Source organism: Yinghuangia soli (assembly GCF_021502675.1).
GTDB classification, from domain to species: Bacteria; Actinomycetota; Actinomycetes; order Streptomycetales; family Streptomycetaceae; genus Yinghuangia; species Yinghuangia soli.
Genome location: NZ_JAKFHA010000001.1, coordinates 547,480 through 572,628, shown reverse-complemented (window position 1 = coordinate 572,628; position 25,149 = coordinate 547,480). Strand labels below are relative to the sequence as shown.

Genomic DNA, 25,149 nt, shown 5'->3' with positions numbered 1-25,149 from the left:
GTTGCGGAGGTTAGGCTACCCTCATCATCATGGTGCGCATCGCCGGGGCCTTCCCCCGGACCCCTTGGGGCCTAAGAATGCACCTCCGACATCGTTCCGACAAGATGTCGGCAAGTTCTTGACGGCAGCGTACGGAGCCGAACACACTGCGGTTCGGCAGCTTGTCGTACCGATGCCGTTCTAGGCCTGTCATGGGCCGTGCCAAGGGGACTCAAACGATGACCACGACCGAAACCGCAGAGACCGCCGAAGAAACGTTCTCCGCACTCATCCGCAAGCGTTCCTGGGGCAGCCACCAGAGCGCCGAGGGCGAGGGCTTCCTCGACGTCCTGATGCGCGGCGGACTCACCCGCGACGCGTACACCGCGATGGTCGCCCAGCACTACTGGGCGTACGAGGTCCTGGAGCAGGCCTCCGTGGTCATGCGGGACGACGCCGTCGCGGCACCGTTCTGCCCGGAGAGCCTGGACCGCATGGCCGCGCTGGAAGCCGACATGCTCTTCCTGGCCGGCGAAGGCTGGCAGGAGAAGTACCCGGCCAACGCCGCCACGCAGCGCTACATCGACCGCATACGGGAGAAGTGCTTCGACTGGCCCGGCGGCTACGTCGCGCACCACTACACCCGCTACCTCGGCGACATGTCCGGCGGCCAGCACATCGCCAAGCTGATGCGCCGTCACTTCGGCCTCGAGGGCAACGAAGGCACCGAGTTCTACAACTTCGAGGCGGTCGGCGACCTGGACGCCTTCAAGACCGGCTACCGCGCGTCCCTGGACAACGGCCCGTGGGACGACGAGGAGAAGGAGCGGATCATCCAGGAGGTGCTGTTCGCATACGCGGTCAACAGCGCCGTGCTGCAGGACCTGGGTGCCGAGATGGAGCAGTGGCGCAAGGCGGAGTGACCCCCCGCCGTCCACGCGCATCGGCCGTGGGGTGGGATAGCCGAGACGAACCGGTGTCCCACCCCACGGCCGCGCAGCGAACCAGGCAACTCAACAGGAGCGGAACATGGCCACGTACATCCTGCGGCGCGCGATAGGCGTGCTCGTGGTGATGTTCTCCGTCGTCACCGCCATGTTCCTGCTGCTGCACGCCTCCCCGGTCTCGCCGGTCAACCAGCTCGCCCCGCAGGTCGCCGCCGACCCCGTCGCCCGCGCCGCGGTCGAGCACAAGATGGGCCTGGACCGGCCGCTCGTCGTCCAGTACTTCGACTACATCGGCGGCCTGCTCACCGGCGACTTCGGCGTCTCCCTCTACGACGGCTCCTCGGTGGCCGACCAGATCGGCCGCGCCCTGCCGGTCTCCCTCGAACTGGGCCTCCTCGCCGCACTGCTCGCGGTCGTCCCGGCCGTCGGACTCGGCACCTGGTCCGCGCTGCGCCAGGGCCGCGCGGTCGACCAGGTCACCCGCGTGGTCACCGTGGTCGCCATGTCGCTGCCCGGCTACTGGCTCGCGGTCGTGCTGCTGGTCATGGTCGACAACCCGGACTTCCTGCCCGGGGCCGGCGGCTACATCGAGTTCTCCGAGGACCCGGTCCGCAACCTCCAGGTCCTGCTGCTGCCCGCACTCGTGCTCGGCCTCGCCGCCTTCGCGATGATCACCCGCTCGCTGCGCGGCGGCCTGGTCGAGGCGTACGCCTCCGACCACGTCGCCTTCGCCCGGGCCATGGGCTCCTCGCGCACCGAGGTGCTGCGCCGCGTCGCGCTGCGCGGTGCGGTGGTGCCGACCCTGACCGTGGCCGGCGTCCTCATCGGCGGGCTGCTCTCCGGCACCGTCCTGGTGGAGAACGTCTTCCAGATCCCGGGCCTGGGCCAGCTCATGGTCACCGCGTTCCAGCGCCAGGACTACCAGCTCGCCCTCGGCGGCTGCGTCGCCACCGCGGCGATCTTCCTGGTGCTCAACCTGGTCGTCGACCTCCTCTACCTCGTCGTGGACCCGCGCACCCGACAGGGGCTGCACCGTGCCTGACAGATCCGGCCCGCCCGCCGCGGCCGCCACCGCCAAGGCGTCCGCCGCCCGCCCCGCGCGGTTCCGGCACCTGCGCAACCTCGGCCCGGCCGGCTGGACCGGCCTGGTCTTCGTCGTCGCGTACCTGCTGGTCGCCACCGTCGGGCAGCTGCACGGCAGCCCCACCGAACTGGTCACGCTCGGCCCCGAGGCCCCTTCCCTCGCGCACCCCTTCGGCACCGACCACCTCGGCCGCGACCTGCTCGCGCGCACCGCCGAAGGCGCCTGGACCTCGCTGTGGATCTGCCTGACCTCGATCGGCTTCGCGCTGGTGGTCGGCACCGCGATCGGCGTCTCGGCCGGCTACCGGCACGGCGGCCGCCTCGACGGGCTGCTCATGCGCAGCGTCGAGACCGTCCAGGCGCTCCCGCAGTTCATCTTCGTGATGTTCGTCATCGGCCTGGTCGGCACCCAGGACATGCACTGGGGCCCGCTCACCATCGGCAACGGGGTGCGCGTGGCGCTGGCCATCGGCATCGGGTTCGTGCCGTACTTCGCGCGGGTGGCGCGCGCCGCGACCGTGGTGGAGATGCGCGAGGATTACGTGGTCAACCTCCGTGGCCTCGGAGTGCCGCCACGCGAGATCCTGTTCCGCGAGGTGCTGGTCAACGTCCTGCCCCCGGTGCTCGGCCAGGCGTTCCTGGCGATGGCCATCGCGGTCTTCGCCGAGGGCGGGCTGAGCTTCCTGGGGCTCGGCGTGCCGGCCCCGCACGCGACGCTGGGGAACCTGGTCGCCGACGCCGGCGGCCAGATCCTGGGCGACGCGTGGTGGTACGCCACCTTGCCGGGCGCGGTCCTGGTGCTCGGCATCCTGGGATTCAATCTGCTCGGCGAGGCCTACGGCAGCCGGAACCGGAACCGGAGCACCCGGTCGGTACGTTCCGTACCCGCCGGCGCCGCACCGGGCGGCACCACCGGCAGCACCGGCGGCATCCCCGCCGGGTACGCGACAGAGGAGACGAAGTGACGCGCGCAGCGTGGGGGGCCCGTACCGAGACGGCCGGCGGCATCGCGGGCCCGGCAGGCCCCAGCCGGCGCGGCTTCCTCGGGCTGACCGCGGGCCTCGCGCTCGGCGGCACCGGCCTGCTGACCGCGTGCAGCTCCGCCGATTCCGGCTCGCGCGTCGCGGACCGGCACAAGGACGGCATCCTGCGCATCGGCGTCGCGGCCGCGCCCAGCAGCCTCAACCCGCTCGACTCCGGCGCCGAGGTCACCCGGTGGATCGCCGAGCCGGTGATGGAGAGCCTGTACGCGTACGACGACCAGCTGAACTCGGTGCCGCTGCTCGCCGAGGGCGAGCCCGAGGTGTCGCCGGACCAGCTCACCTGGACGGTCCGCCTCAAGCCGGGCCTCACCTGGCACAACGGCGACCCGTTCACAGCCGACGACGTGGTGGCCACGCTGACCCACATGCTCGACCTGTCCGCGGGCAGCGAGTGGATCACGTACATGCTCGGCTACGTGCTGCGCTTCGAGAAGGCCGACGCCCGCACCGTGCGGATCGTGCTGGCCAAGCCGTACGGCCTGCTGCGCTCGCACCTGACGAACCTGCCGGTCACGCACAAGGACTTCGTGTCGCGCAAGGACACGATGATGGGCACCGGCCCGTTCAAGCTGGACAGTTACGTGGCCGGCCAGAGCTTCACGATGTCGAAGTTCGACGGCTACCACGGCGGCCAGTACAAAGCTCCGTTCGCGGACCTGCCGGGCGGCGCCGCGTTCAAGGGCATCGAGTACACCGTCTTCACCGACGGCAACACCCGCGCGGTCAGCCTCAAGCAGGGCAAGGTCGACCTCATCACCGCACCCGCGCACACCACGCTGCCGGTGCTGGAGAAGGAGAAGGGCGTCGCCGTCGTCTCCGCGATCGCCCCGCTCGACGTCCTCACCTATGTCATGGTCAAGCGCGAGCCGTTCGACGACCCGGACTTCCGCAAGGCGATCGCGTACTCGATGGACCGCGAGGGCGTGCTCGCGCGCGTCTACGGCGGCAAGGGCGCCCCCGGCCAGGGCCCGATCGGCCCCGGCGAACTGGGCTACGACAGCGCGCTCGCGGTCTACCCGCCGACCCCCGACCTGGCCAAGGCCCGCGAGCACCTGGCGCGCGCCAAGACCCAGAAGCGCTCCTTCACGCTGACCGTCGGCGCCAGCCAGGTCGTCCGCGACCTCGCCCAGGTCCTGGTCGCGGGCTGGGACAAGATCGGCGTCAAGGTCACCATCGAGCAGCTGTCCGGCGGCCCGTGGTCCAACAAGTGGCTGTCCGGCGACTACGACATGCTCATGAACACCTTCTCGTCCGGTTTCACCTCGGGCCCGGCGAACTACCTCACACTCGCGCCCGCGTCGTCGTCCAACGTGCTCTCCTGCGGGTACAAGAACCCTGCGGTCGACGCCGCGATCGACACCGTCTGGCAGACCACCGACCCCGCGGCGCGCATCGCGGCGCTCAAGACCGTGGACCGCGCCCTCGCCGAGGACGCGGTGATCTTCCCGCCGGTCTACCCCGAACTCGTCGTCGCGCAGCGCACCGAACTGAGCCCGCTCAACCAGGCGCAGCTGAAGATCTGCCGCCTGTCGCCGCAGACCCTGCGCTTCACCGACGCCTGACCCGACCCGCCCACCCACTGCGCCCACCCACTGCCCACCCCGACCGATCCGGCGACGCACCACCGCACCGCCCCGACCGACCCCGACGGACGGACCCCATCCATGGCCACCACACTCGGACCGGGCTCCCGCCCCGGCACGGCCGCGACCCCCGAGGCCGGCGCGGCCGCGGACCAGGCGGCGCTGCTCCGGGTCCGCGGGCTGTCGGTGACCTACCCGTCGGCGCGCGGCCCGGTGCCCGCGGTGCGCGACGTGGCCTTCGACGTCCGCCCCGGCGAAATCCTGGGCCTGGTCGGCGAATCCGGCAGCGGCAAGAGCAGCGTGTGCACCGCGGTGATGGGCCTGCTCCCGGACGGCACCCGCCTGGACGCCGACGAGATCGGCTTCGAGGGCCGCGACCTCGCCCGGCTGCGCGAGCGCGACCTGCGCCGCATCCGCGGCCGCCGCATAGCCCTCGTCCCGCAGCAGCCGATGACCTCGCTCGCCCCGACCACCCCGGTCGGCCGCCAACTGCGCTGGTATCTCGGGGACCGCCTGGACGACCCGCAACTGCGCGGCACCCTCCAGGCCATCGGCCTGGGCGCGGTCCTCGACCGGCCGCACGACCTGCCCGGCGCGTTCTCCGGCGGGCAGTTGCAGCGCCTCGTCATCGCGATCGCCGCACTCGCGCACGAACCCGCGCTGCTGCTGGCCGACGAGCCGACCACCACACTCGACGCGACCGTGCAGGCGCAGGTCCTCAAGCTGCTCCTGACACTGCGTGAGGACCTGGGCCTGGCCGTGCTGTACGTCTCGCACGACCTCGCCGTGGTGGCGCAGATCTGCGACCGGGTGGGCGTGATGTACGGCGGCCGGCTGGTGGAGACCGCGCCGGTCGCGGAGATCTTCACGAACCCCCGGCACCCCTATACCCGCGCGCTGGTCGCCGCGATGCCGTCGACGACGCCCGCCGACCAGCCGCTGCGGCCCATCCCGGGCACCGCGGAGGGCGCCAACCTGCTGCCCGGCTGCCCGTTCGCGCCGCGCTGCCCCGAGGTCATGGACGTGTGCCGCACCGCGATGCCCGCGCCGGTCCGCCGCGCCGCCGCGACGGTGGGCTGCCACCGCAGCGGGGGAGAAGCAGGAGAAGCCGCATGACGCGCCCCGCCGACGCCGCCGTTCCCGCGCCTGCCGCGCCCCTCGACGCGGACGCGGGCGAAGCGACCGGCCAGGCCCCGATCCTGACGGCGCGTCACCTCAGGCGGTACTTCCCGGTGCCGCGCACCCTGGGCAAGCGCGGCCCGGCCGCCCAGGTGCACGCCGTCGAGGACGTGTCGTTCGACGTCGCACCGGGGGAGATCCTGGCGATCGTGGGGGAGTCCGGCTGCGGCAAGTCCACCGTCGCGCGCATGCTCGCCGGGCTGAGCGAACCCACCGCCGGGACCGTGGAGTCGGACGGCCGCACGCTGGCCGCGCACCGCTCGGCCGCGGACCAGCGGCTGGTCCAGCTGGTCACGCAGAACCCGAGGGCCGCGTTCAACCGGCGCCGCAGCATCCGGCACGCACTGCACCAGCCGCTGCGCGTGCACGGGCTGGCCGACAAGGACGAGCGCGAGCGCCGCGCGCTGGAGACCGTGCAGCGCGTCGGGCTGTCCGCCGAGCACCTGGACCGCATGCCACGCGACCTCAGCGGCGGTGAGCTGGCCCGCATGGTCCTGGCCCGCGCGCTGCTGGTCGAACCGCGGGTGCTGGTCCTCGACGAGCCGACCGCGAGCCTGGACGCCAGCGTCAAGGCGACCGTGGTCAACCTGCTGCTCCGGCTGCGCGACGAACTGGGCCTGGCGATCGTGGTGATCACCCACGAGATCGACATCGCCCGGCGCCTCGCAGACCGGGCCGCGGTCATGTACCTGGGCCGGATCGCCGAGCTCGGCCCGGCGTCGGAGGTTCTGCACGGGCCGGTGCACCCGTACGCGCGCATGCTGCTGGCCAGCATCCCGGAGCCCGATCCCGCGAGGACCGGCCCGGCCCGCGCCGCGGACACGCCGACTGCGGTCGGCGAGGTGCCCTCGGCGGTCGCGCCGCCGCCCGGCTGCGCGTACCACCCGCGCTGCCCGCTGGCCACCGCCGTGTGCACGGCCGAGGTCCCGGAGCTGCGCCGGATCGGCGCGGTCGACGCGGCTTGCCACCACGCGGACGCCTGACCCGGCCCTGATCCGGCCCTGGTCCTGAGTCGGCGCTGCCCGTCCGGCCTCTCCCTGCGGGGGCTGCGTCAGCGGGTCAGCCGGCGGCCGGTGACCAGCTCGGGCTCGATGCGGAACATGTGGCCGCGGTCCGACCAGGGCAGGGGCAGCTGCCGGGCCAGCCGGGCGATCTCGTCCTGGTCGGTGATGCGGGTGGCGTGCCCGGTCGCGGTGACCGTCCAGCCGTCCCCGCGGTCCGCCTGGTACTCGTCGGTCTGGAACGCGACGACCGTGTTGTGCAGGCCGTCGGCGAGCCGCTGCGCGCCGACGATGCGGAACACGATGCCGCCGTCGTCCAGCACGAAGTGCACGGGGCGGATGGCGGGCAGTGCGCCCTCGGTGAAGACGACACGGCCGACCGGCACTCCGGCCATCAGGCGGAGCGCCTCGGCGGCCGAGAGCTCTTCGAGCACGGGCATGGGTGTCGTGGTCATGTCTCCAGGATCTCCCCGCGGCCCGGAGGCGGTCAGGGGCAAAGGTCCCGGCTGCGACGGAGATGGACCCGGTGTCCGTTTTGCGCCCGGAAGGCGCGTCGAGTGTCCTGTCCGGAGCTCTGCGGATTCCGCCGAGAACGGTGTGATCCGTGGTGTTAGCGGGGTCCGGAAAAAGATTCCCAATTCGCCATTTGATCGGGAAAAGCGATTCCGCGGAATCCCAACCTCCGGTTGGTCCGAACGCCGGACAACACCCCGGAAAAGCGGGCCCGCAGTGAAACCGGGCCCCTTCGAACCGCGTCCTGAGAGCCAAGGGGGTGAAGGGCGCCCGCATGCGGAGGATAGCGGGTTCCACGGCCATGGATTACGTCGGGGTTTCGTCCGGGGAAAGTCGCGGAGGCGGGCTGACACGCGTCAACCCGGTGCTTGATCGGCGCGTCGGTGATCAGGCAAGCTGAGCCGTCGGACCGACCGGGACAAACCGAGTTCCTGGCCAACTGTCGTGTTGGAATCGTTGTCGGGGCACGATCCGAGGCACCCGGGAACACGGTTCCCAGCAGTCCAGGGAGAGAGATGGAGCGCAATTCCGGCGGTCATGCAGGTCCCGATGACACCGGAGGCGATGCGGCAGGAGCCGGCACCGGGGAACAACCCGACCGCGCGGTCGTCGACCCCGCGGTCGTCATGGCCCAGGCCAAGGACGAGAACTTCCCCGTCGCCTCCCGCGTGCTGCGCCCCGACCACCGGCGGCACCTGCTCGCCGTCTACGGCTTCGCCCGGCTCGTCGACGACATCGGCGACGAGGCGGCCGGCGACCGGCTGGCCCAGCTCGACGCGGTCCAGGCCGACGTCGAGCGCATCTACGCAGGCCGCGATCCCGAGCTCGCGGTCCTGCGCCCGCTGCGCGGCACCGTCGCCGAGACGGACCTGCCCGCCGACCCGCTGCTCGCGCTGATCGAGGCGAACCGGCAGGACCAGCGGGTACGCCGCTACGCCACCTACGACGACCTCGTCGCCTACTGCCGGCTGTCCGCCGACCCGGTCGGCCGCATAGTCCTGTACATCTTCGGCCGCGCCGACGAGCAGCGGTTCGTCTGGTCCGACCAGATCTGCACGGCCCTCCAGATCGTCGAACACCTCCAGGACGTCGCCGAGGACCTCGGGAAGGACCGCATCTACCTGCCGGCCGAGGACATGGCCCGGTTCGGTGTCGCGGAAACCGACCTGAAAGCCCCCTCGGCAGGTTCTGACCTGCGAAAACTGGTTGCGTTCGAGGCCGCACGTGCGACTAACCTGCTGCGCGCCGGGGCCCCGTTGATCGACTCGCTGAGCGGACGGGAGCGTCTCGCGGTCGCCGGGTTCGCCGCAGGCGGCCGGGCCGCGATCGCCGCGATCGCGGCGGCGGACCACGACGTGCTGGGGCAGCGCCCCCGGCCGGGAAAGGCCGGCCTGCTGCGGGAACTCGTCCGCGTACTGGCCCGGAAACGGTGAGGAGCCACATGGACGTCGATGCGTCGTACGCGTACTGCGAGCGGCTGACCCGCAACCAGGCGCGGAACTTCTACTACGGCATCCGGCTGCTGCCCGAACCGAAACGGCTCGCGCTCAGCGCGGTCTACGCCTTCGCCCGCGAGGTCGACGACATCGGCGACGGCGACCTGCCGCTGGAGACGAAGGTCACCGAGCTGGGCCGCATGCGCGCCCAACTGGAGGACCTGGACGCCTACCGCGACCCGGTCTGCACCGCGCTGGCCGACGCCGCGCGCCGCTACCCCATCCCGCTGTCCGCCCTCGGCGAGGTCATCGACGGCGTCGAGATGGACCTCAAGGAGACGCAGTACCGCACCTTCGAGCAGCTGCGGGTCTACTGCCGCTGCGTGGCCGGCGCGGTCGGACGGCTCTCGCTGGGCATCTTCGGCTCGACCGACCCCGAGCGGGCCCCCGAGCTCGCCGACACGCTCGGCATCGCGCTGCAGATCACCAACATCCTCCGGGACATCAAGGAGGACAAGGACAACGGGCGCGTCTACCTGCCGCGCGAGGACCTCGCCAAGTTCGGCCTGGAGGACGCCTGGGAGCCGGAGGGCGCGTTCGTCCCCGGCGCCGCGTTCGACGACCTGGTGCGCTTCGAGGGCGAGCGGGCCCGGCGGCTCTTCGACGAGGGCCTGCGGCTCCTGCCGCTGCTCGACCGGCGCAGCGCCGCGTGCACCGGCGCGATGGCGGGCATCTACCGCCGCCTGCTGACCCGCATCGTCGCCGAGCCGGCCATCGTCCTCGAAGGCCGCCAGTCGCTGCCCGGCTGGGAGAAGGCGGAGATCGCGGTCCGCGGCCTGTCCGGCTTCCCGGTCGGCGAGCGGTCGGCCTTCGCAAGGTTCATCGCAAAAGATCATCAAAGTGGTGCCGCAGGGGGAACACGAACCGGCGAAAAACGCTTCAACGGGGAGTAGGCCAAGTGATCATCTGGGTACGTGAGGGGTCATGACACGTCGTCTGATCGTGGTGGGGGGAGGACTCGCGGGCATCACCGCTGCCCTGACCGCGGCCGATGGCGGCGCCGCGGTGACGCTGCTCGAAGGGCGTCCGCGCCTGGGCGGGGCCACGTTCTCCTTCCGCCGTGACGGACGGTGGATCGACAACGGACAGCACGTGTTCCTGCGCTGCTGCACCGAGTACCGCTGGTTCCTCGACCGCATCGGCAGCACCAAGGACACCGTGCTGCAGGACCGCCTCGACGTCCCCGTGCTCACCCCGTGGGGCACCGCCGGCCGGCTCAAGCGCAGCAGCCTCCCCTCGCCGCTGCACCTGTCCGCCGCGCTGTCCCGCTACCCCTTCCTGACCCTCGCCGGGCGCGCCCGCGTCGGCTTCGCGGCCCTCGCCCTCAAGCGCCTCGACCCCGAGGACCCCCGGCTCGACACCCAGACCTTCGGCCAGTGGCTCGACAAGTTCGGCGTCACCGCCCGGGAGCGCGCCGCGATGTGGGACCTGGTCGGCATCGCGACCCTCAACCTCACCGCCGAGCACGCCTCCCTCGCGATGGCCGCCAAGGTCTTCCGCACCGGGCTGCTCGACACGAACGACGGCGCCGACATCGGCTGGAGCCGCGTCCCGCTGCAGCAGCTGCACGGCGACGCCGCGCAGCGCGCCCTCGAGGACGCCAAGGTCGACATCCGCCTGCGGTCCCGCGTCTCCGCCCTGGAAGCGCTGCCCGGCGGCGGCTTCACGGTCGACGCGGACGGCGGCACGCTGCACGCCGACGCCGTCGTGCTCGCCGTCCCGCACGAAGACACCGCCCGGCTGCTGCCGGCCGGCGCCCTGCTCCTGGACGACCGGCCCGCCGACCCCACGGTCCTGGCCGGGCTCGGCCGCTCGCCCATCGTCAACGTGCACGCGGTGTACGACCGCCCGGTGTTCGCCGAGGACTTCGCGGCCGGCCTGGCCACCCCCGTGCAGTGGGTGTTCGACCGCAGCGAGAACCTCGGCCTGGAGCGCGGCCGCTACCTGGCCGTCTCCGTCTCCGCCGCCGACGCCGAGATCGACATGACGCAGCAGCAACTCCGCGACCGGTTCGTGCCCGCGCTCGAGACACTGCTCCCCGCCACGCGCACGGCACGTGTCGAGGAGTTCGTCGTGACCAAGGAGCGCACCGCGACCTTCCGGGCCGCGCCCGGCTCCGGGCGGCTGCGTCCGCATGCGCGCACCGCCGTCCCCGGACTCGCACTCGCCGGCGCGTGGACCGCGACCGGCTGGCCCGCGACCATGGAGTCCGCTGTCCGCAGCGGGCTGGCCGCGGCGCAATCCATCCTGCCCAGCCTGGACTTGGATCCCGGGCGTGTACTGCCGACCCGACCTGGTGCCTTCCCGGAGAGGACGACGACACCGTGACCGTAGCCGACAGCTCACTCGCCCCCGTTGTACTGGACCGAGCCCGCGAAGCCACGCAACCCGCACTGCGGGCCGCCGTGGCCCGCCTCGAACCGCCGCTCGCCCGCGTCTCCTCGTACCACATGGGCTGGGCCGACACCGAAGGCCGCCCGATGCCCGGCAACGGCGGCAAGGCGCTGCGCCCCGCGCTCGCCCTGTTGTCCGCCGAGGCCGTCGGGGCGCCGACCGGCGAGGGCGTGCCGGGCGCGGTGGCCGTGGAACTCGTGCACAACTTCTCGCTGCTGCACGACGACTTGATGGACGGCGACGAGGAGCGCAGACACCGCCCCACCGCGTGGAAGGCGTTCGGCCCGGGCCTCGCGGTCCTGGCCGGCGACGGCCTGCTGGTGCTCGCCGAGCAGGTGCTCATGGAGTCGTCCGGCCAGGGCGACCGGGCCGCCAAGCTGCTCACCGACGCCACCGCCGCGCTCATCGACGGCCAGTCCCAGGACCTCTCCTTCGAGACCCGCATGGACGTCACGGTCGAAGAGTGCCTGGCCATGGCCGGCAACAAGACCGGCGCCCTGCTCGCCTGCGCCAGCGCGATCGGTGCGGCCCTCGCCGGGGCCGACCAGGTCGTGGTGGACCGGCTCTACGCCTTCGGGCACAACCTGGGCATCGCCTTCCAGGCGGTCGACGACCTGCTGGGCATCTGGGGCCGCCCCGAGGTCACCGGCAAGCCCGCCTGGAACGACCTGCGGCAGCGCAAGAAGTCCGTACCGGTGGCGGCGGCGCTCACCTCGGGCGGCAGCAACGCCACCGCACTCGCCGAGCTGTACGCCACGCCCGGCGACCTGACGGAGGATCAACTCGCGCTTGCCGCAAGGCTTGTGGAGGAGGCCGGGGGCCGCATCCGCACCGAGGTGGAAGCGCAGCGCCATCTGGAACTCGCGCTGGCCAGCCTCGACGGACTCGGCATCCCGGAGGTGACGCGTACCGACCTGGCGGCCCTGGCGGCATTCACGACGACTCGGGAGTTGTAGAGATGACGGTGACCGTCCGGACCGAAGCCACCGACGCGCCCGACCGCGCCAAGGACACCCTGGACCGGGCTGTGGCGCACCTGCTCGGCCTCCAGGACGAGGCGGGCTGGTGGAAGGGCGAGCTGGAGACCAACGTCACCATGGACGCCGAGGACCTCCTCTTCCGGGAGTTCCTCGGCATCCGCACCGCCGAGCAGACCGAGCAGACCGCCCGGTGGATCCGGTCGAACCAGCGCGCGGACGGGACCTGGGCCTCCTTCCGGGGCGGCCCCGCCGAACTGTCCACCACCATCGAGGCGTACGTCGCCCTGAAGCTGGCCGGCGATGCGGTGGACGCCGACCACATGCAGCGCGCCGCGGCGTACATCCGCGAACAGGGCGGCCTTGCGCACAGCCGGGTCTTCACGCGCTTCTGGCTGGCCTTCTTCGGCTGGTGGTCCTGGGACGAACTCCCGGTCATGCCGCCGGAGTTGATCTACCTGCCCAAGTGGTTCCCGCTCAACGTCTACGACTTCGCCTGCTGGGCCCGGCAGACCATCGTGCCGCTCACCATCGTGAGCGCGCTGCGCCCGGTCAAGCCCGCCCCGTTCCGGCTCGACGAACTGCGCCCCACCGGACCGGTGGCCGCCAAGCCGCAGGCCGACGACGCGTGGTCGCGCTTCTTCCGCACCCTGGACCAGGTGCTGCACGTCTACTCCAAGCGCCCGGTGATGCCGGTCCGCCGGCACGCCATGCGGCGCGCCAAGCAGTGGATCATCGAACGCCAGGAGGCGGACGGCGGCTGGGGCGGCATCCAACCGCCCTGGGTCTACTCGCTGATCGCCCTGCACCTGACCGGACTCCCGCTCAACCACCCGGTGGTGGCCCAGGGCATCAAGGGCCTGGACGGCTTCACCATCTGGGAGGAGACCGACCAGGGCACGGTCCGCCGCTTCGAGGCCTGCCAGTCCCCGGTGTGGGACACCGGCCTCTCGCTGGTCGCGCTGCGCGACGCGGGATTCCCCGAGGACCACCCGCAGGTCGTGAAGGCCGCGGACTGGCTCCTCGACGAGGAGATCCGCGAGGTCGGCGACTGGGCGGTCCGCCGCCCCGGGCTCGAACCCGGCGGCTGGGCCTTCGAGTTCGCCAATGATTATTACCCGGACACGGACGACACCGCCGAGGTCGTCATGGCCCTGCGCTACGCCGCGCACCCGGACACCGAGCGCATGCGCGCGGTGCTGGGCCGGGCCGAGGTGTGGACCGCGGGCATGCGCAGCAAGGACGGCGCCTGGGGCGCGTTCGACGCCGACAACACCGCCACGCTGCCGCTCAAGCTGCCGTTCTGCGACTTCGGCGCGGTCACCGACCCGCCCTCCGCGGACGTCACCGCGCACATCGTCGAGATGTTCGCCGAATCCGGCCCCGAGTACCGCGACCAGGTCGTCGAGGGCGTCCGCTGGCTGCTGCGCAACCAGGAGGCGGACGGGTCGTGGTTCGGCCGCTGGGGGGCCAACTACATCTACGGCACCGGCGCGGTCGTCCCCGCGCTCGTGCTGGCCGGCGTCGACCCGCGGCACAGCGCGGTCCGGCGCGCGGTGCGCTGGCTGTACGGCATCCAGAACCCGGACGGCGGCTGGGGCGAGGATCTGCGCTCGTACGCCGACACGTCGTGGTCCGGCAAGGGCGACTCCACCGCCTCGCAGACCGCCTGGGCGCTCCTCGCGCTCCTCGCGGCCGGCGAGCGCGGCGCCGAGGTGGAACGCGGCGTGCGCTGGCTGACCGACCATCAGAACGACGAAGGCGGCTGGGACGAACCGCAGTTCACCGGAACCGGGTTCCCGGGGGACTTCTACATCAAGTACCACATGTACCGGATCGTCTTCCCGATCATGGCCCTCGGCCGCTACGTGAACTCCACGCCGGTGAAGTCCGCGGGATGAACGGACCTTCGCGACGCCGGTTCCCCGGCCTCCCCGACCCGGAAGCCCGGGCGAGGCCGGCCGGGGAACCGGCGCCTGGTACATCGCAAGCGCGCCTCGGTGTGCCTCTGGTAGCCACCCCGCTCCGCATCGAGGAGCGTGCGATGCGGCGCGGCGGTGCCGCGGCGGTCGTGCGTACCGGCATGGGAGAGGCCAAGTCGCGGGCCGCGGCGGCCCGCCTGGCGGCGGCGCCGGCCGTGGTTGTCGCGGGGATGTGCGCAGGCATGCGGGGGCTCGTGCCCGGCGACGTCGTGGTGGCCTCCGAAGTACGCGACCCGGACGGCACCGTCGTCCCCTGCCCGTGGGCCGAGTCGCTCGCGGAAGAGCTGCGCCGCGCGGGGCTCGCGGTGCACGTGGGGCCGGTGGCCACCGTCCGCAAGCTCGTCCGGCCCGCCGAGCGCGTCACGCTCGCGGACGCCGGGGTGATCGCGGCCGATATGGAATCGTCGTTCCTGCTCGCTGGGGTGTGGGCGGGGGGCGGCACGAGCCCGTGGGCGGTGCTGCGGGTCGTCTCGGACGCCCCCGGCCACGAACTCCTGCGGCCCGGCATCGTGCGCAACGGCATGCGGGCATACCGGGCACTCAAGGCGGCAGCCCCCGCCCTGGCCGGCTGGCCTGCCGCGGCGGTCGCGGCACACTCGGTCGATTCGGCGCCGTTGCCGACCGCGGACGGTCCCGAAGGGGCAGACTTGGGCATGGCAGAGCGGCGAGAAGCAGGTCGGGACACGACGCAGGACGGTGGCGCATGACGTTCGATCTCGGTGAGACCCTCGCGGAGTACGAGGGCCGCGGCTTCGAGCTGCACGCCAAGCACCTCAACCCGCAGCTGCCGCGCGTGCTGCAGACGATCGGCTTCCACCGCAACTACGTGCGCGCCGAGGGCCCGTACCTCTACGACGACACCGGCGCCGAGTACGTCGACTACCTGTCCGGCTTCGGCACCTACGGCGTCGGCCGCCACCACCCGGTGGTCCGCAAGGCGATGCAGGACGTCATCGCGCTCGACCTGCCGGACATCGTGCACTTCGCGACCCCGCCGCTGGCCGCCGCGCTGGCCGACCGGCTGCTCGCCAAGACCCCGCACCTGGACCGCGTCTACTTCTGCAACAGCGGCACCGAAGCCGTCGAGGCCGCACTGAAGTTCGCGCGCTTCGCGACCGGCCGCAAGCGCATCGTCTACGTCGACCACGCCTTCCACGGCCTGACCACCGGGTCGCTGTCGGTCAACGGCGCCAAGGAGTTCCGCAAGGGCTTCGAGCCGCTGCTGCCGGACGTGGCGATCCAGCTGGGCGACCTGGACGCGCTGGAGCGCGAGCTCAAGCGCGGCGACGTGGCGGCCTTCATCGTGGAGCCGATCCAGGGCAAGGGCGTGCTGATCCCGCCGCCCGGGTTCCTGGCCGCGGCGCAGAAGCTGCTGCGCCAGCACGGCGCGCTGCTCATCGCCGACGAGGTGCAGGTCGGCATGGGCCGCACCGGCAAGTTCTTCGCGTACGAGTGGGAGGACGGCGTCGAGCCGGACATCGTCACCGTCGCGAAGGCGCTGTCCGGCGGCTATGTGCCGATCGGGGCGACGCTCACCAAGGACTGGATCTTCAAGAAGGTCTACTCGACGATGGACCGCGTCCTGGTCCACGACTGCACGTTCGGCGGCAACAACCAGGCCATGGCGGCCGGCCTCGCGACGCTCGCGGTCATCGACGACGAGGATCTGCTGGGCAACTGCCAGAGGATGGGCGACGCGTACCAGGCGGCACTGCGGCCGCTGATCGACAAGTACGAGCTGTTCGCGGACGTGCGCGGCCGCGGCCTGATCGTCGGCCTGGAGTTCGGCAAGCCGAAGTCGTTCAAGCTGCGGGCCGGCTGGTCGGCCCTGCAGGCGGCCCGGACCGGCCTGTTCGCCCAGATGGTCGTGGTCCCGATGTTCCAGCGGCACCGCATGCTCACGCAGGTCGCGGGCGACCACATGGACGTCATCAAGCTGCTTCCGCCGTACGTCATTTCGCAGCGCGACGTGGACAACTTCACGACAGCGTTCGTGGACGTGATGGACGACGCGCACAAGGGCACCGGCCTGATGTGGGACTTCGGCCGCACGTTGATAAAGCAGGCCATCACGAAGTAGGGCTGTTCCGGCGCTACTTGGTACAAGGCAGAAGGTGCGGCCGCTGCGGGACTCCGCGGCGGCCGCACCCTTTTCGCGGTGCCTCAGGAACCGGGCGCCACCTGGGCTGCGAGGGGCGCCCACCGCTGGTCCGCGGCCATCGCGACGACCTGGTCGACGGTGTACGGCACCTTCCCCATCTCGGGGTCGATCGACGCCTGCTCGGAGTTGTCCCCGAGCATGATGCGCACCGAGAGCGTGGCGGTGACCGGGACTTCCACTTCGATCGAGATCGCGGTGCCTACCGTGTCGTAGATGATGTCCGCCATCCTGCCGTCGGCCAGGCGGCGGCATTCGGTGATGCCTTCGGGGGCGGGCCCGCCGCCGTCCTGGCACAGGCGCTCGCCGGAGAGGATGTGGACGGACAAGTCGGCCGGTCCGGTGGCCGACTCCCACTCGATGCGCGCGGAGACGTCGCCCTTGTCGTTCGACCAGGCCGGAGTGCGGTTCGGCGGTCCGGCGGGTGCGATGAGCGCGGTCAGGATCCCGGCCGCCTCGTCGGCGAGCGGGTTGTCGACGGGGACCGGGGTGGACTGCGGGGGGATCGCGTCGGGCGGCATTTCGCCGTACGACGGGCCGGGCATGGCCGTGTTCGGGAGCGACGGGCGTCCGGTGGCCGGCGGCGACGAAGGTGCCGTGCCGGCCGACCCTTGCTCGGTACCGGGCGCCGCCAGCAGGACCGCGGCGGTCACGATGCCCGCGGTCGCGGCGGCCGTGCCCACGGCGGCCAGCAGCCGCCGCCGCCGGAGCCGCTGCCGGCCTCCGGTCGTCGCGCGCACCGCGATGTCCGCGCGGCCTGCCGGTTCGCCGGCGTCCCGCATCTCGGCCTGCAGGCGGCGCCGGAAAAGCTCTTCGGTGTCCATGGGTGATTCCTCCTGTCCGACGCGGCGTCAGCTCGCTGCGGGCGCTTCGTTCGCGGGGTGGGCGGTCGGCGCCAGGTCGGCGAGTGCGCCGCGCAGCCGGGCGAGGCAGCGTCCGGAGATCGTCTTGACCGCGGACGGCGTCAGGCCGAGGTGCTCGGCGGTGGTCTCGACGCTCAGGTCTTCCCAATAGCGCAGGACCAGGACGGCCCGGTCGCGGGCCGGGAGCCCGGTCAGCGCGTCCAGCAGGGTGACCCGCAGATCCGGGTCGCCTTCCGGACGGGCTTCGGTGCCTTCCAGCGCGGCGCTGTCGAGCCCGGGCGTCTCGCCGGAGCTGCGCCGCCGCCCCCGGTCGAGATAGGCGTTGACCAGCACGCGCCGGGCGTACGCGTCCTGGTTCCCGGCCTGCGCGACGCGGGGCCACGCGACGTACAACTTCTCCAATGCGGTCTGGGCAAGGTCCTCAGCCAAATGCCAGTCCCCGCACAGCAGGTAGCCGGTCCGTCGCAAGCGTGGCGCCGCCGCGGCGGCGAACCCGCTGAACCCGTCCCGGTCCCTCGTTCCCCGTGCCATCTGACCCCCGTATGTGGTGCCTGTGTTCCCCCTGGAAGGAAGACGTATCGACCCTGCCGCCGCGTCGCAGCGCCGGCCGCGGCGGTTCCTCGCGAACCCCGTGCAAAGATGCTGTGGAGGTCTCGGCAGGGTTGTGTGACCTGGGGCTTTACCGGGATTTGGCAGTCCGTCGCGGGTCTAATATCCGGCATATGAACATACCGAGAGCGGGGGTCGCCGAGGTTCCGGCGACGGCAGAGCCCACCGAGCCGGCAGCGCCGGGGCAGCCGGCGAAGACGGCCGCGTGGCACGCCAAGCGCATCCGCATATGGCTGGCCGCCTTCATCGTCGGGCTCGTCCTGAGCGGCGTGACGGCCTTCCCGATGGAGACCGAGATGCGCGTGCTCGTCGACGTGCTGCACCGGTTCGACTGGGTGCCCGATCCGCTGGTGCGCTGGATCGACCGCAGCTACGAGGGCGTCGTGGTGACCAACGACCGCTACCCCTTCATGGCGTACGGCACCGACTGGCTGGCCTTCGCGCACCTGACCATCGCGGTGGCGTTCTGGGGCCCGTGGAAGGATCCGATCCGCAACGTCTGGGTGGTGCAGTGGGGCCTCATCGCCTGCGCCGCGATCATCCCGTTGGCGCTGATCTGCGGCCCGCTCCGCGACATCCCGCTCTGGTGGCGGTTCATCGACATGTCCTTCGGGGTCTTCGGTGCGGTGCCGCTGCTCATCGTGCTGCGCCACATCCGCCGCCTGGAAGCACTCACCACGGCTGCCCCGCAGGTGAATAGGTTGACAGAGTCAATCAAATAAGTAGCATGGCAGGAGGAGTCGTACCGGCCTGGAAAACCAGGTCCGACAAGGAGGTTCGCGCGTGCCAGGATTCCCCGCCGAGGTCGGTGCGGTCGACCTGATGATCGGCTTCCCGAGCGCCCAGGCACGCAGCCACTACGACTTCCTCAAGCCCCAGCTCCGCGACGCCGAGAGCGCGGACATGGAGTTCCCGGCCGAGTACATGTTCAAGGGCGTCCCCAATCAGCTGGCCGACGAGGACGACCCGGTCGCCGTGACGGTGGCCAAGATGGACGCCTGCGGCGTGGCCGTCGGCCTGGTCGGGCTCAGCGAGACGGGCCTGCGCGCCGCCAAGGAGCACCCGGACCGCTTCCGGCTCTCCCTGGAGGTCGACCCCAACGAGATCACCGCGGCGGTGCGGCGCATCCGCGCCGCACACGAGGAGCACCGCATCGCCGCGGTCACCACGTTCCCGGCCGGCTGCAACCCGCAGGTCCCGGTCAGCGACCGGCGCTACTACCCGATCTACCAGACCTGCATCGACCTGGACATCCCGATCATCTCCAACGCCGGCATCCCCGGCCCCCGGGTGCCCGCGGCCTGCCAGGACGTCATGCACTTCGACCAGGTCTGCTACGACTTCCCCGAGCTGCGCATCGTCATGCGGCACGGCGCCGAGCCGTGGGAGGACCTCGCCGTCAAGCTCATGCTCAAGTGGCCCGGCCTCTACTACATGACCTCGGCCTTCGCGCCCAAGTACTACCCGAAGGCGATCGTCGACTACGCCAACACCCGCGGCGCCGACAAGATCATGTACGCCGGGTACTACCCGATGGGCCTGTCCCTGGAGCGGATCTTCCGCGAGCTGCCCGACGTGCCGTTCAAGGCCGAGGTGTGGCCCAAGTTCCTGCGCGAGAACGCGATGCGCGTCTTCAAGCTCGGCGCCGACGAATCCCGCTGAGCAGCCGAGAAAGGGCCGTGCGATGAGCGACCGCTACACCATCATCTCCGCCGACGGCCACGCCGGCGCGAACATGGAGACCTACCGCCGCTACCTCGACAGCGCGTGGCACGAGGAGTTCGACGCCTGGCGGGACAAGTACCGCAACCCGTTCCGCGACCTCCAGGACGACGGCCGCACCCGCAACTGGGACGACGCCCGCCGCATCGCCGAGATGGAAGCCGACGGCATCGTCGCCGAGGTCGTCTTCCCGAACACCGTCCCGCCGTTCTTCCCGACCGGCCAGCTGATCGCCCGCCCGCCCACGGCCCGCTCGTACGCCCGTCGCCTGGCCGGCATCCGCGCGCACAACCGCTGGCTCGCCGAGTGGTGCGGCGGCCCGAACAAGCACCGCCGCGCCGGCCTCGCCCAAGTCTTCCTCAACAACGTCGACGACGCTGTCGCCGAGGCCAAGTGGGCCAAGGAGAACGGCCTTTCCGGCATCCTCATCCCCACCACCCCGCCGGACGCCGAGGGCATCATCCCCCTCTACGCCCCCGACTGGGACCCGCTCTGGGCGGTCTGCCAGGACCTCGGCCTGGTCGTCGTGAACCACGGCGGCTCCGGGTCGCCGGACTACGGGCCGTACCCGGCCGCGAAGTTCCTGTGGATCGCCGAGGCCGCCACGTTCTTCCGCCGCCCGCTCACCCACATGCTGGTCTCCGGCGCGTTCGAGCGCTTCCCGCGGCTCAAGTTCGTCATCACCGAGCAGGGCGCGTCCTGGATCCCGCCGCTGCTCACGCAACTGGACGCCTACCACGACCAGATGTCCTCGGGCCGCATCGGCGAGCTCAAGTACGGCGACGACGACCGGCTGCCGCTCAAGCCCAGCGAGTACTTCGCCCGCAACGTCTGGGTCGGGGTCAGCTTCCCCAGCCCGGTCGAGGCCGAGGCGCGCTTCGGCATCGGCGTCGACCGCTTCCTGTGGGGCAGCGACTACCCGCACGACGAAGGCACCTACCCCTACACCCGCGAGTCGCTGCGCCGCTCCTTCGCCGGCGTGGACCCCGCGGACCTGCGCCGCATGCTGGCCGGCAACGCCGCCGAGGTCTACGGCTTCGACTTGGCCGTCCTGGACGGCTACGCGGCCGCCTGCGGACCGACCGTGGCGGAGATCGCCGAACCGCTCGCCGAGATCCCCGCGGACAGCAACAGCCCGGCCTTCACCCGCGCCTGACGCCCCCTCACCCCATAGTTACGGAGTACCCATGTCCGACAAGCGGTTCGCCGGGCGCCGCGCACTGGTCACCGGCGCCAGCCGCGGCATCGGCGCGGCCCTGGCCGAACGCCTCGCCGCGGAAGGCGCGGACGTCGCCATTACCGCCCGCAGCCTCGACACCGCGTCCAAGCTCCCCGGCACCCTCGCCGAGGTCGGCGCCCGGCTCGCGGCGTACGGCGGCAAGGTGGCACTCATCGGCGCCGACCTCACCGACGAGGCGGACCGCGACCGCATCGTCCCCGACGCCGAGGCGCAACTCGGCGGACCGCTCGACATCCTGGTCAACAACGCCGCGATGGGCGTCTACGCGCCGCTGCTCGACTACCCGCTGCGCCGGGCCCGGCTGCACTACGAGGTCAACGTCATCGCGCCGCTGCACCTGGCCCAGACCGTCATCCCCGGCATGCGCGAGCGCGGCGAGGGCTGGATCGTCAACCTCTCCAGCGCCAGCGCCAAGCTGTGGGACGGCCCGCCCTTCACGCTCGGCGGCACCGGCACCGACATCACCATCTACGGCTCCTCCAAGGCCGCGCTCAACAAGGTCACCAACGGCCTCGGCGCGCAGCTCCACGGCACCGGCGTCCGCGTCAACACCGTCGAGCCCCGCGCCGCGGTCATGAGCGAGGGCGCCCGCGAACTGGTCGGGCACATCGTGAGCGACGACCAGATCGAATCCATGGAGGAGATGGTCGAGGGCACGCTCGCCCTGTGCGACTGCCCTGCGGACATGACCGGCGGCATCCGTGTCAGTCTCGACCTCATCGCCGAACTCGGCCTGACGGTACGGAATCTGGACGGATCCGTACCCGCCTGACCACGCTCGGCGAGCTCAACCGGAACACCCGCGGCCGGTTGTGCCGAACATGTGCTGCTTGCTGCCCGAGCATTGAACTCTGGTGGCAGTAGGCCTACTTATTCGCGCATGACTGAACGTTTGGCGCCCCGAAGGCGCCGTACCCGAATACCCGGAACACCTCCGAGGACCGCCGTGATCGCGGCGGTCCTCGGTTTTGCCCTGGTGTCCCCGCAGGCCTTCCCGACCGCACAGGCCGCAGACTCCGCATCCGCTGCAGGAACGCAGGCACCCCAGCTGCCTGCGCACCTGGCCGCGGACGCACCGACTCCTGGCGGCAGGGGAGTTCCGGACGGCACCGCGCCGCCGCCGGTCACCGAGCCCGTCTCCGCCGACCGCATCACCCTCGTCACCGGCGACGTCGCCGTGGTCTCCTCCGACGGGACCGGTCGCCAGTCGGCAACCCTGCAGCCGGCCCCGGGGCGCGAGCAGATCCCGTACTCCACGGTCCTGGACTCCTCGGGGGACGTCCACGTCGTCCCCGCCGATGCCGCCGAACTGATCGCGGCCGGGCGGGTGGACCCGCGGTTCTTCGACGTCACCCTGCTGCTCTCATGGGGATACCAGGACAGCGCGAGCGGCGAACTCCCGGTGCTGGCAAAGCGCGAGGACAAGAAGCGGAAGGCGGTGCCGCCTGGCGCGGTCGCGTCCGCTGCATACGCGTCGATCGGCGTTGATGCAGCCCGGGTGCCGAAGGCCAAGGCCGCGGACGTCTGGCGGCAACTCGTCGGCGCACCGGGGGAGTCCGGGAAGCGGACCGCCAAGCTGTCGGGCAACGGTGTGCAGCGGTTGTCGATCGACGCCAAGGTCCAGGCCGTCCAGACGTTGGACCAGAGCACCGCGCAGATCGGCGCCCCTCAGCTGTGGCAGGCCGGGTACGACGGCACCGGTGTCACCATCGCCGTGCTCGACACCGGCATCGACGCCGGCCATCCCGACCTGCAGGGCAAGGTCGCGGCGAGCCGCGACTTCACCGGCAAGGGCAACGCCGTGGACGGCGAAGGCCACGGCACGCACGTGGCGTCCACCGCAGTCGGCACCGGCACGGCTTCCGGAGGTCAGTACAAGGGGGTCGCTCCCGGAGCCCGGCTGGCCATCGGCAAGGTCCTCGACGACCAAGGCCGGGGCGATTCGACGGACATCGTCGACGGCATCACCTGGGCGGTGGAGGAGGTCGGCGCCAAGATCGTCAGCCTCAGCCTGGGGGCCCTGGACACGCCCGAGGTCGACGCCATGGAAGCCATCGTCGACCACTACTCGACCACGCGCGGCGTGCTGTTCGTGATCGCCGCGGGCAACGACGGGGCGGGCGCCCAGACGGTCCGCTCGCCGGGCAGCGCCCGCACCGCGCTCACCGTCGGCGCCGTGGACGCGGACGGGAACATCGCGCCGTTCTCCTCACGCGGTCCGATACCGGGGTCCATCGCCACCAAGCCCGACATCACCGCCCCCGGCGTGGACATCCTGGCCGCCCGCGCGGCGGGCACCCCAGGCGGGTCCGGCGCCTACACGACCAAGTCCGGCACCTCGATGGCCACCCCGCATGTGTCCGGAGCTGCCGCACTGCTCATGCAGGCGCACCCGTCCTGGACCGGTACCGACATCCGGTCCGCGCTGGCCTCCTCGGGACGGCCCAATCCGGCGCTGCGGCTGGACGACCAGGGCATGGGACTCGTCTCGGCCCCGGACGCGAATGCCCGGAAGCTCGGTGCGCTCGGCGAGACCCACAGCACGCTCGCCTACCCCCACCCGGCCGGCCAGGCCGACACCCAGCAGGCGCAGATCAAGAACTTCACCGGCCAGAGCACCACCCTGAACGTGACCATCCAAGCCGTGAAACCGGACGGATCCCCGGCCCCCGCGGGGGTGTTCACCGCGCCGGGCACCCTGGCGCTGCCGGCCGGCGCGACCGTCGGCCTGCCCGTCACCGCGCACGCGGACGGTGTCCCGGCCGGTGCGTACTACGCAATCGTCACGCTCGCCGACGCGGCCGGCACGTACACGACGCGGTTCCGGGCGGGCGCGGTGGTCAAGCCCGAGGAACAGAACGTCAGCCTCACGTTCACCGGCCGCAGCGCCGACATCGCGTGGCAGTACCTGGCGCTGTACGACAAGGCCGGGGTCAAGCCGACCCGGATCCTCCGCCCGATCGGGGAGACCTGGTCCGGACCGGTCGAAGTCGGCGACTACAACCTGGCGTTGGAGATCGGCTACCGGAAGAACGGTGTCGTCGAGGCGGTCGCCGCACAGCTTCCGGTGAACGTCTCGTCCGGCCAGAGCCCGCAACTGAGCTGGGACCTGCGCCAAGCGGTCCACGTGGGCTACAAGGTCGACCGGGCGGACGCCAAGTCGGACGGTGTGCGGGTCGCGCTCACCTACGAGCAGTCCGGGCAGGCGGTCCACACGCAGGTCGCCCGGGCCGATCCGGCCGGGCCGATCCTGACCGAGACCATGCTGTTCGTGCTGCCCATTCAGATGCCGGGACTGCGCTACACCGCTTATGAGTTGCTGCGGTCGAACCAGACCTACACGCCCTCGTACACGGCTGCGCTTGTGCACGAGTACAGCGGCGGCATCCCGTCCGTGACCAACAGCGTCACCAGGCTGGCGGACATGGCCAAGTACCGCGCGGTCTACCAGGGGCAGGGCAGCGGGGCGTACGGCCTGGTCACCCACGAGCTCCACGGCCTGCAGGCCGTCATGGGCGTGGGCACGAAGGCGGTGTTCCCCGCAGCCATCGACGAGTACTACACGCCGCACCCGACTCTGCAGTGGAGCCATGACTCGCAGTTCTACCTCGGCGGGAACGGCAAGGTGCACGACGTCTTCCGGAACCCGGAGGGGGCGGTCGCCACGGCCGGCGACAAGGGCACGGTCGAGCGGCACGGCCTGATGATGCCGACCATGCCGCGCGCGAACTTCTCGCGCACCGGGACGACCATGACGATGGACACGCCGCCGTCGCTGTTCGCGGACCGGCGCGATGCGGCCGGCCGGGACGACTTTGCGACCGGGACGTATGCACTCGACGTCAACGGGACGCGGGTGTCGTCCGCACCGCTGAGCTACAGCGTGAACAACAAGTGGACGATCCCGGGCCTGCCGGCCGGCCCGGCGCAGTACACCTTGACCGTGGAAGCGCAGCGCAGTGCCGGCTACGCGGCCACGTCGACGAAGGTGCGGACCCAATGGGACTTCACCTCCGCGCAGGCCGGCAGCGGCAAGGTGCCGCTGCCGCTGGATGCCGTGGGCATGTTCGTCAACGTGCCCCGCGACACCCTGTCGCGGGCACCGGCCGGCAGCAGCCCCTGGGTGATCATGGCCCGGTACGGGCCGCCCGGGAGCTCCGACGTTTACGAGGCCCCGCAAAGTCTGACTCTGGAGATGTCGGTCGACGACGGTGCCGCCTGGACACCGCTGGCGGTCATCCCCACGATGTTCGGCCCGGCGGCCCCGTTGCCGGTGCTCGCGGGCGGCTCGAACGTGTCCCTCCGCGTCACCTGGACCCGTCCCGACGGGACCCGCATCATGACCTCCGTCACGCGGCTCCTCGCGGTCGCCCCGTAAGG

21 protein-coding genes are annotated in these 25,149 nt (G+C 71.6%); 18 read left to right on the top strand and 3 right to left on the bottom strand.

Features of this window, described 5'->3' with window-relative positions:
* The first annotated feature begins 218 nt into the window (after positions 1-218).
* From LZ495_RS02440 to LZ495_RS02415, 6 genes are all read left to right on the top strand, one after another.
* A complete protein-coding gene (locus tag LZ495_RS02440) occupies positions 219-902 on the top strand; it encodes a biliverdin-producing heme oxygenase (RefSeq protein WP_235050143.1) in 684 nt (227 codons plus the stop codon).
* Between the two features lie 106 nt (positions 903-1,008).
* Complete coding sequence (locus tag LZ495_RS02435) at positions 1,009-1,968, top strand: ABC transporter permease (RefSeq protein ID WP_235050142.1); 960 nt, start codon at positions 1,009-1,011, stop codon at positions 1,966-1,968.
* The gene (locus tag LZ495_RS02430; protein ID WP_235050141.1) at positions 1,961-2,974 is read left to right on the top strand and encodes an ABC transporter permease; all 1,014 of its coding nucleotides are present in this window, start codon (positions 1,961-1,963) and stop codon (positions 2,972-2,974) included. Before LZ495_RS02435 ends, LZ495_RS02430 begins: the two co-directional genes overlap by 8 nt.
* Positions 2,971-4,614: an ABC transporter substrate-binding protein gene (locus LZ495_RS02425; RefSeq protein WP_235050140.1), complete on the top strand. Its 1,644-nt coding sequence runs from the start codon at positions 2,971-2,973 to the stop codon at positions 4,612-4,614. Before LZ495_RS02430 ends, LZ495_RS02425 begins: the two co-directional genes overlap by 4 nt.
* A 102-nt stretch (positions 4,615-4,716) precedes the next feature.
* Complete coding sequence (locus LZ495_RS02420; protein ID WP_235050139.1) at positions 4,717-5,751, top strand: ABC transporter ATP-binding protein; 1,035 nt, start codon at positions 4,717-4,719, stop codon at positions 5,749-5,751.
* Positions 5,748-6,797 (top strand): oligopeptide/dipeptide ABC transporter ATP-binding protein, encoded by a 1,050-nt coding sequence (locus tag LZ495_RS02415; protein ID WP_235050138.1) that lies wholly within the window; start codon positions 5,748-5,750, stop codon positions 6,795-6,797. Before LZ495_RS02420 ends, LZ495_RS02415 begins: the two co-directional genes overlap by 4 nt.
* 68 nt (positions 6,798-6,865) lie before the next feature.
* On the opposite strand, the gene LZ495_RS02410 is transcribed toward LZ495_RS02415, so the two are convergent.
* The gene (locus tag LZ495_RS02410) at positions 6,866-7,270 is read right to left on the bottom strand and encodes a pyridoxamine 5'-phosphate oxidase family protein (RefSeq protein WP_235050137.1); all 405 of its coding nucleotides are present in this window, start codon (positions 7,268-7,270) and stop codon (positions 6,866-6,868) included.
* 573 nt (positions 7,271-7,843) lie between these two features.
* On the opposite strand from LZ495_RS02410, the gene hpnC reads away from it, so the two are divergent.
* The 7 genes from hpnC (at position 7,844) to LZ495_RS02375 (ending at position 16,257) form a co-directional block, all read left to right on the top strand.
* Positions 7,844-8,761: a squalene synthase HpnC gene (gene hpnC, locus LZ495_RS02405; RefSeq protein WP_443732540.1), complete on the top strand. Its 918-nt coding sequence runs from the start codon at positions 7,844-7,846 to the stop codon at positions 8,759-8,761.
* An 8-nt stretch (positions 8,762-8,769) separates the two neighbouring features.
* A complete protein-coding gene (gene hpnD / locus LZ495_RS02400; RefSeq protein WP_235050136.1) occupies positions 8,770-9,717 on the top strand; it encodes a presqualene diphosphate synthase HpnD in 948 nt (315 codons plus the stop codon).
* Positions 9,718-9,748: 31 nt separating this feature from the next.
* Positions 9,749-11,152, top strand: coding sequence for a hydroxysqualene dehydroxylase HpnE (gene hpnE / locus LZ495_RS02395; RefSeq protein ID WP_235050135.1), 1,404 nt, complete (start codon positions 9,749-9,751; stop codon positions 11,150-11,152).
* Positions 11,149-12,174, top strand: coding sequence for a polyprenyl synthetase family protein (locus LZ495_RS02390; protein ID WP_235050134.1), 1,026 nt, complete (start codon positions 11,149-11,151; stop codon positions 12,172-12,174). Before hpnE ends, LZ495_RS02390 begins: the two co-directional genes overlap by 4 nt.
* Before the next feature lie 2 nt (positions 12,175-12,176).
* Entirely contained in the window at positions 12,177-14,096 is a 1,920-nt protein-coding gene (gene shc, locus LZ495_RS02385; protein WP_235050133.1) for a squalene--hopene cyclase, read from the top strand.
* A gap of 143 nt (positions 14,097-14,239) precedes the next feature.
* Complete coding sequence (locus LZ495_RS02380; protein ID WP_235050132.1) at positions 14,240-14,884, top strand: phosphorylase family protein; 645 nt, start codon at positions 14,240-14,242, stop codon at positions 14,882-14,884.
* Positions 14,881-16,257 (top strand): aspartate aminotransferase family protein, encoded by a 1,377-nt coding sequence (locus LZ495_RS02375; RefSeq protein ID WP_235050131.1) that lies wholly within the window; start codon positions 14,881-14,883, stop codon positions 16,255-16,257. The genes LZ495_RS02380 and LZ495_RS02375 overlap by 4 nt, the downstream gene beginning before the upstream one ends.
* An 83-nt stretch (positions 16,258-16,340) precedes the next feature.
* On the opposite strand, the gene LZ495_RS02370 is transcribed toward LZ495_RS02375, so the two are convergent.
* A complete protein-coding gene (locus LZ495_RS02370; protein ID WP_235050130.1) occupies positions 16,341-17,159 on the bottom strand; it encodes a hypothetical protein in 819 nt (272 codons plus the stop codon).
* A 27-nt stretch (positions 17,160-17,186) separates the two neighbouring features.
* On the bottom strand, positions 17,187-17,729 hold the full coding sequence (locus LZ495_RS02365) for a SigE family RNA polymerase sigma factor (protein ID WP_235050129.1): 543 nt from the start codon (positions 17,727-17,729) through the stop codon (positions 17,187-17,189).
* 191 nt (positions 17,730-17,920) lie between these two features.
* Here LZ495_RS02365 and LZ495_RS02360 point away from each other — a divergent pair, with 191 nt between their 5' ends.
* The 5 genes from LZ495_RS02360 (at position 17,921) to LZ495_RS02340 (ending at position 25,147) form a co-directional block, all read left to right on the top strand.
* Positions 17,921-18,529, top strand: a complete 609-nt coding sequence (locus LZ495_RS02360; RefSeq protein ID WP_235050128.1) for a hypothetical protein — start codon at positions 17,921-17,923, stop codon at positions 18,527-18,529.
* Positions 18,530-18,590: 61 nt separating this feature from the next.
* Positions 18,591-19,469 carry an amidohydrolase family protein gene (locus tag LZ495_RS02355; protein ID WP_235050127.1) on the top strand — a complete coding sequence of 293 codons (879 nt, stop codon included), beginning with the start codon at positions 18,591-18,593 and terminating at the stop codon, positions 19,467-19,469.
* Positions 19,470-19,491: 22 nt separating this feature from the next.
* Positions 19,492-20,685, top strand: a complete 1,194-nt coding sequence (locus LZ495_RS02350) for an amidohydrolase family protein (RefSeq protein ID WP_235050126.1) — start codon at positions 19,492-19,494, stop codon at positions 20,683-20,685.
* A gap of 31 nt (positions 20,686-20,716) precedes the next feature.
* On the top strand, positions 20,717-21,541 hold the full coding sequence (locus LZ495_RS02345) for an SDR family NAD(P)-dependent oxidoreductase (RefSeq protein ID WP_235050125.1): 825 nt from the start codon (positions 20,717-20,719) through the stop codon (positions 21,539-21,541).
* Between the two features lie 174 nt (positions 21,542-21,715).
* On the top strand, positions 21,716-25,147 hold the full coding sequence (locus tag LZ495_RS02340; protein ID WP_235050124.1) for a S8 family peptidase: 3,432 nt from the start codon (positions 21,716-21,718) through the stop codon (positions 25,145-25,147).
* The last annotated feature ends 2 nt before the right edge of the window (positions 25,148-25,149 follow it).

What these genes read in the sequence shown, in the direction of transcription:
- LZ495_RS02440 (WP_235050143.1), top strand. Translation starts at nt 219, where the DNA reads ATGACCACGACCGAAACCGCAGAGACCGCCGAAGAAACGTTCTCCGCA.
- LZ495_RS02435 (WP_235050142.1), top strand. Translation starts at nt 1,009, where the DNA reads ATGGCCACGTACATCCTGCGGCGCGCGATAGGCGTGCTCGTGGTGATG.
- LZ495_RS02420 (WP_235050139.1), top strand. Translation starts at nt 4,717, where the DNA reads ATGGCCACCACACTCGGACCGGGCTCCCGCCCCGGCACGGCCGCGACC.
- LZ495_RS02415 (WP_235050138.1), top strand. Translation starts at nt 5,748, where the DNA reads ATGACGCGCCCCGCCGACGCCGCCGTTCCCGCGCCTGCCGCGCCCCTC.
- LZ495_RS02410 (WP_235050137.1), bottom strand. Translation starts at nt 7,270, where the DNA reads ATGACCACGACACCCATGCCCGTGCTCGAAGAGCTCTCGGCCGCCGAG.
- hpnC (WP_443732540.1), top strand. Translation starts at nt 7,844, where the DNA reads ATGGAGCGCAATTCCGGCGGTCATGCAGGTCCCGATGACACCGGAGGC.
- hpnD (WP_235050136.1), top strand. Translation starts at nt 8,770, where the DNA reads ATGGACGTCGATGCGTCGTACGCGTACTGCGAGCGGCTGACCCGCAAC.
- hpnE (WP_235050135.1), top strand. Translation starts at nt 9,749, where the DNA reads ATGACACGTCGTCTGATCGTGGTGGGGGGAGGACTCGCGGGCATCACC.
- shc (WP_235050133.1), top strand. Translation starts at nt 12,177, where the DNA reads ATGACGGTGACCGTCCGGACCGAAGCCACCGACGCGCCCGACCGCGCC.
- LZ495_RS02380 (WP_235050132.1), top strand. Translation starts at nt 14,240, where the DNA reads ATGCGGCGCGGCGGTGCCGCGGCGGTCGTGCGTACCGGCATGGGAGAG.
- LZ495_RS02375 (WP_235050131.1), top strand. Translation starts at nt 14,881, where the DNA reads ATGACGTTCGATCTCGGTGAGACCCTCGCGGAGTACGAGGGCCGCGGC.
- LZ495_RS02370 (WP_235050130.1), bottom strand. Translation starts at nt 17,159, where the DNA reads ATGGACACCGAAGAGCTTTTCCGGCGCCGCCTGCAGGCCGAGATGCGG.
- LZ495_RS02365 (WP_235050129.1), bottom strand. Translation starts at nt 17,729, where the DNA reads ATGGCACGGGGAACGAGGGACCGGGACGGGTTCAGCGGGTTCGCCGCC.
- LZ495_RS02360 (WP_235050128.1), top strand. Translation starts at nt 17,921, where the DNA reads ATGAACATACCGAGAGCGGGGGTCGCCGAGGTTCCGGCGACGGCAGAG.
- LZ495_RS02350 (WP_235050126.1), top strand. Translation starts at nt 19,492, where the DNA reads ATGAGCGACCGCTACACCATCATCTCCGCCGACGGCCACGCCGGCGCG.
- LZ495_RS02345 (WP_235050125.1), top strand. Translation starts at nt 20,717, where the DNA reads ATGTCCGACAAGCGGTTCGCCGGGCGCCGCGCACTGGTCACCGGCGCC.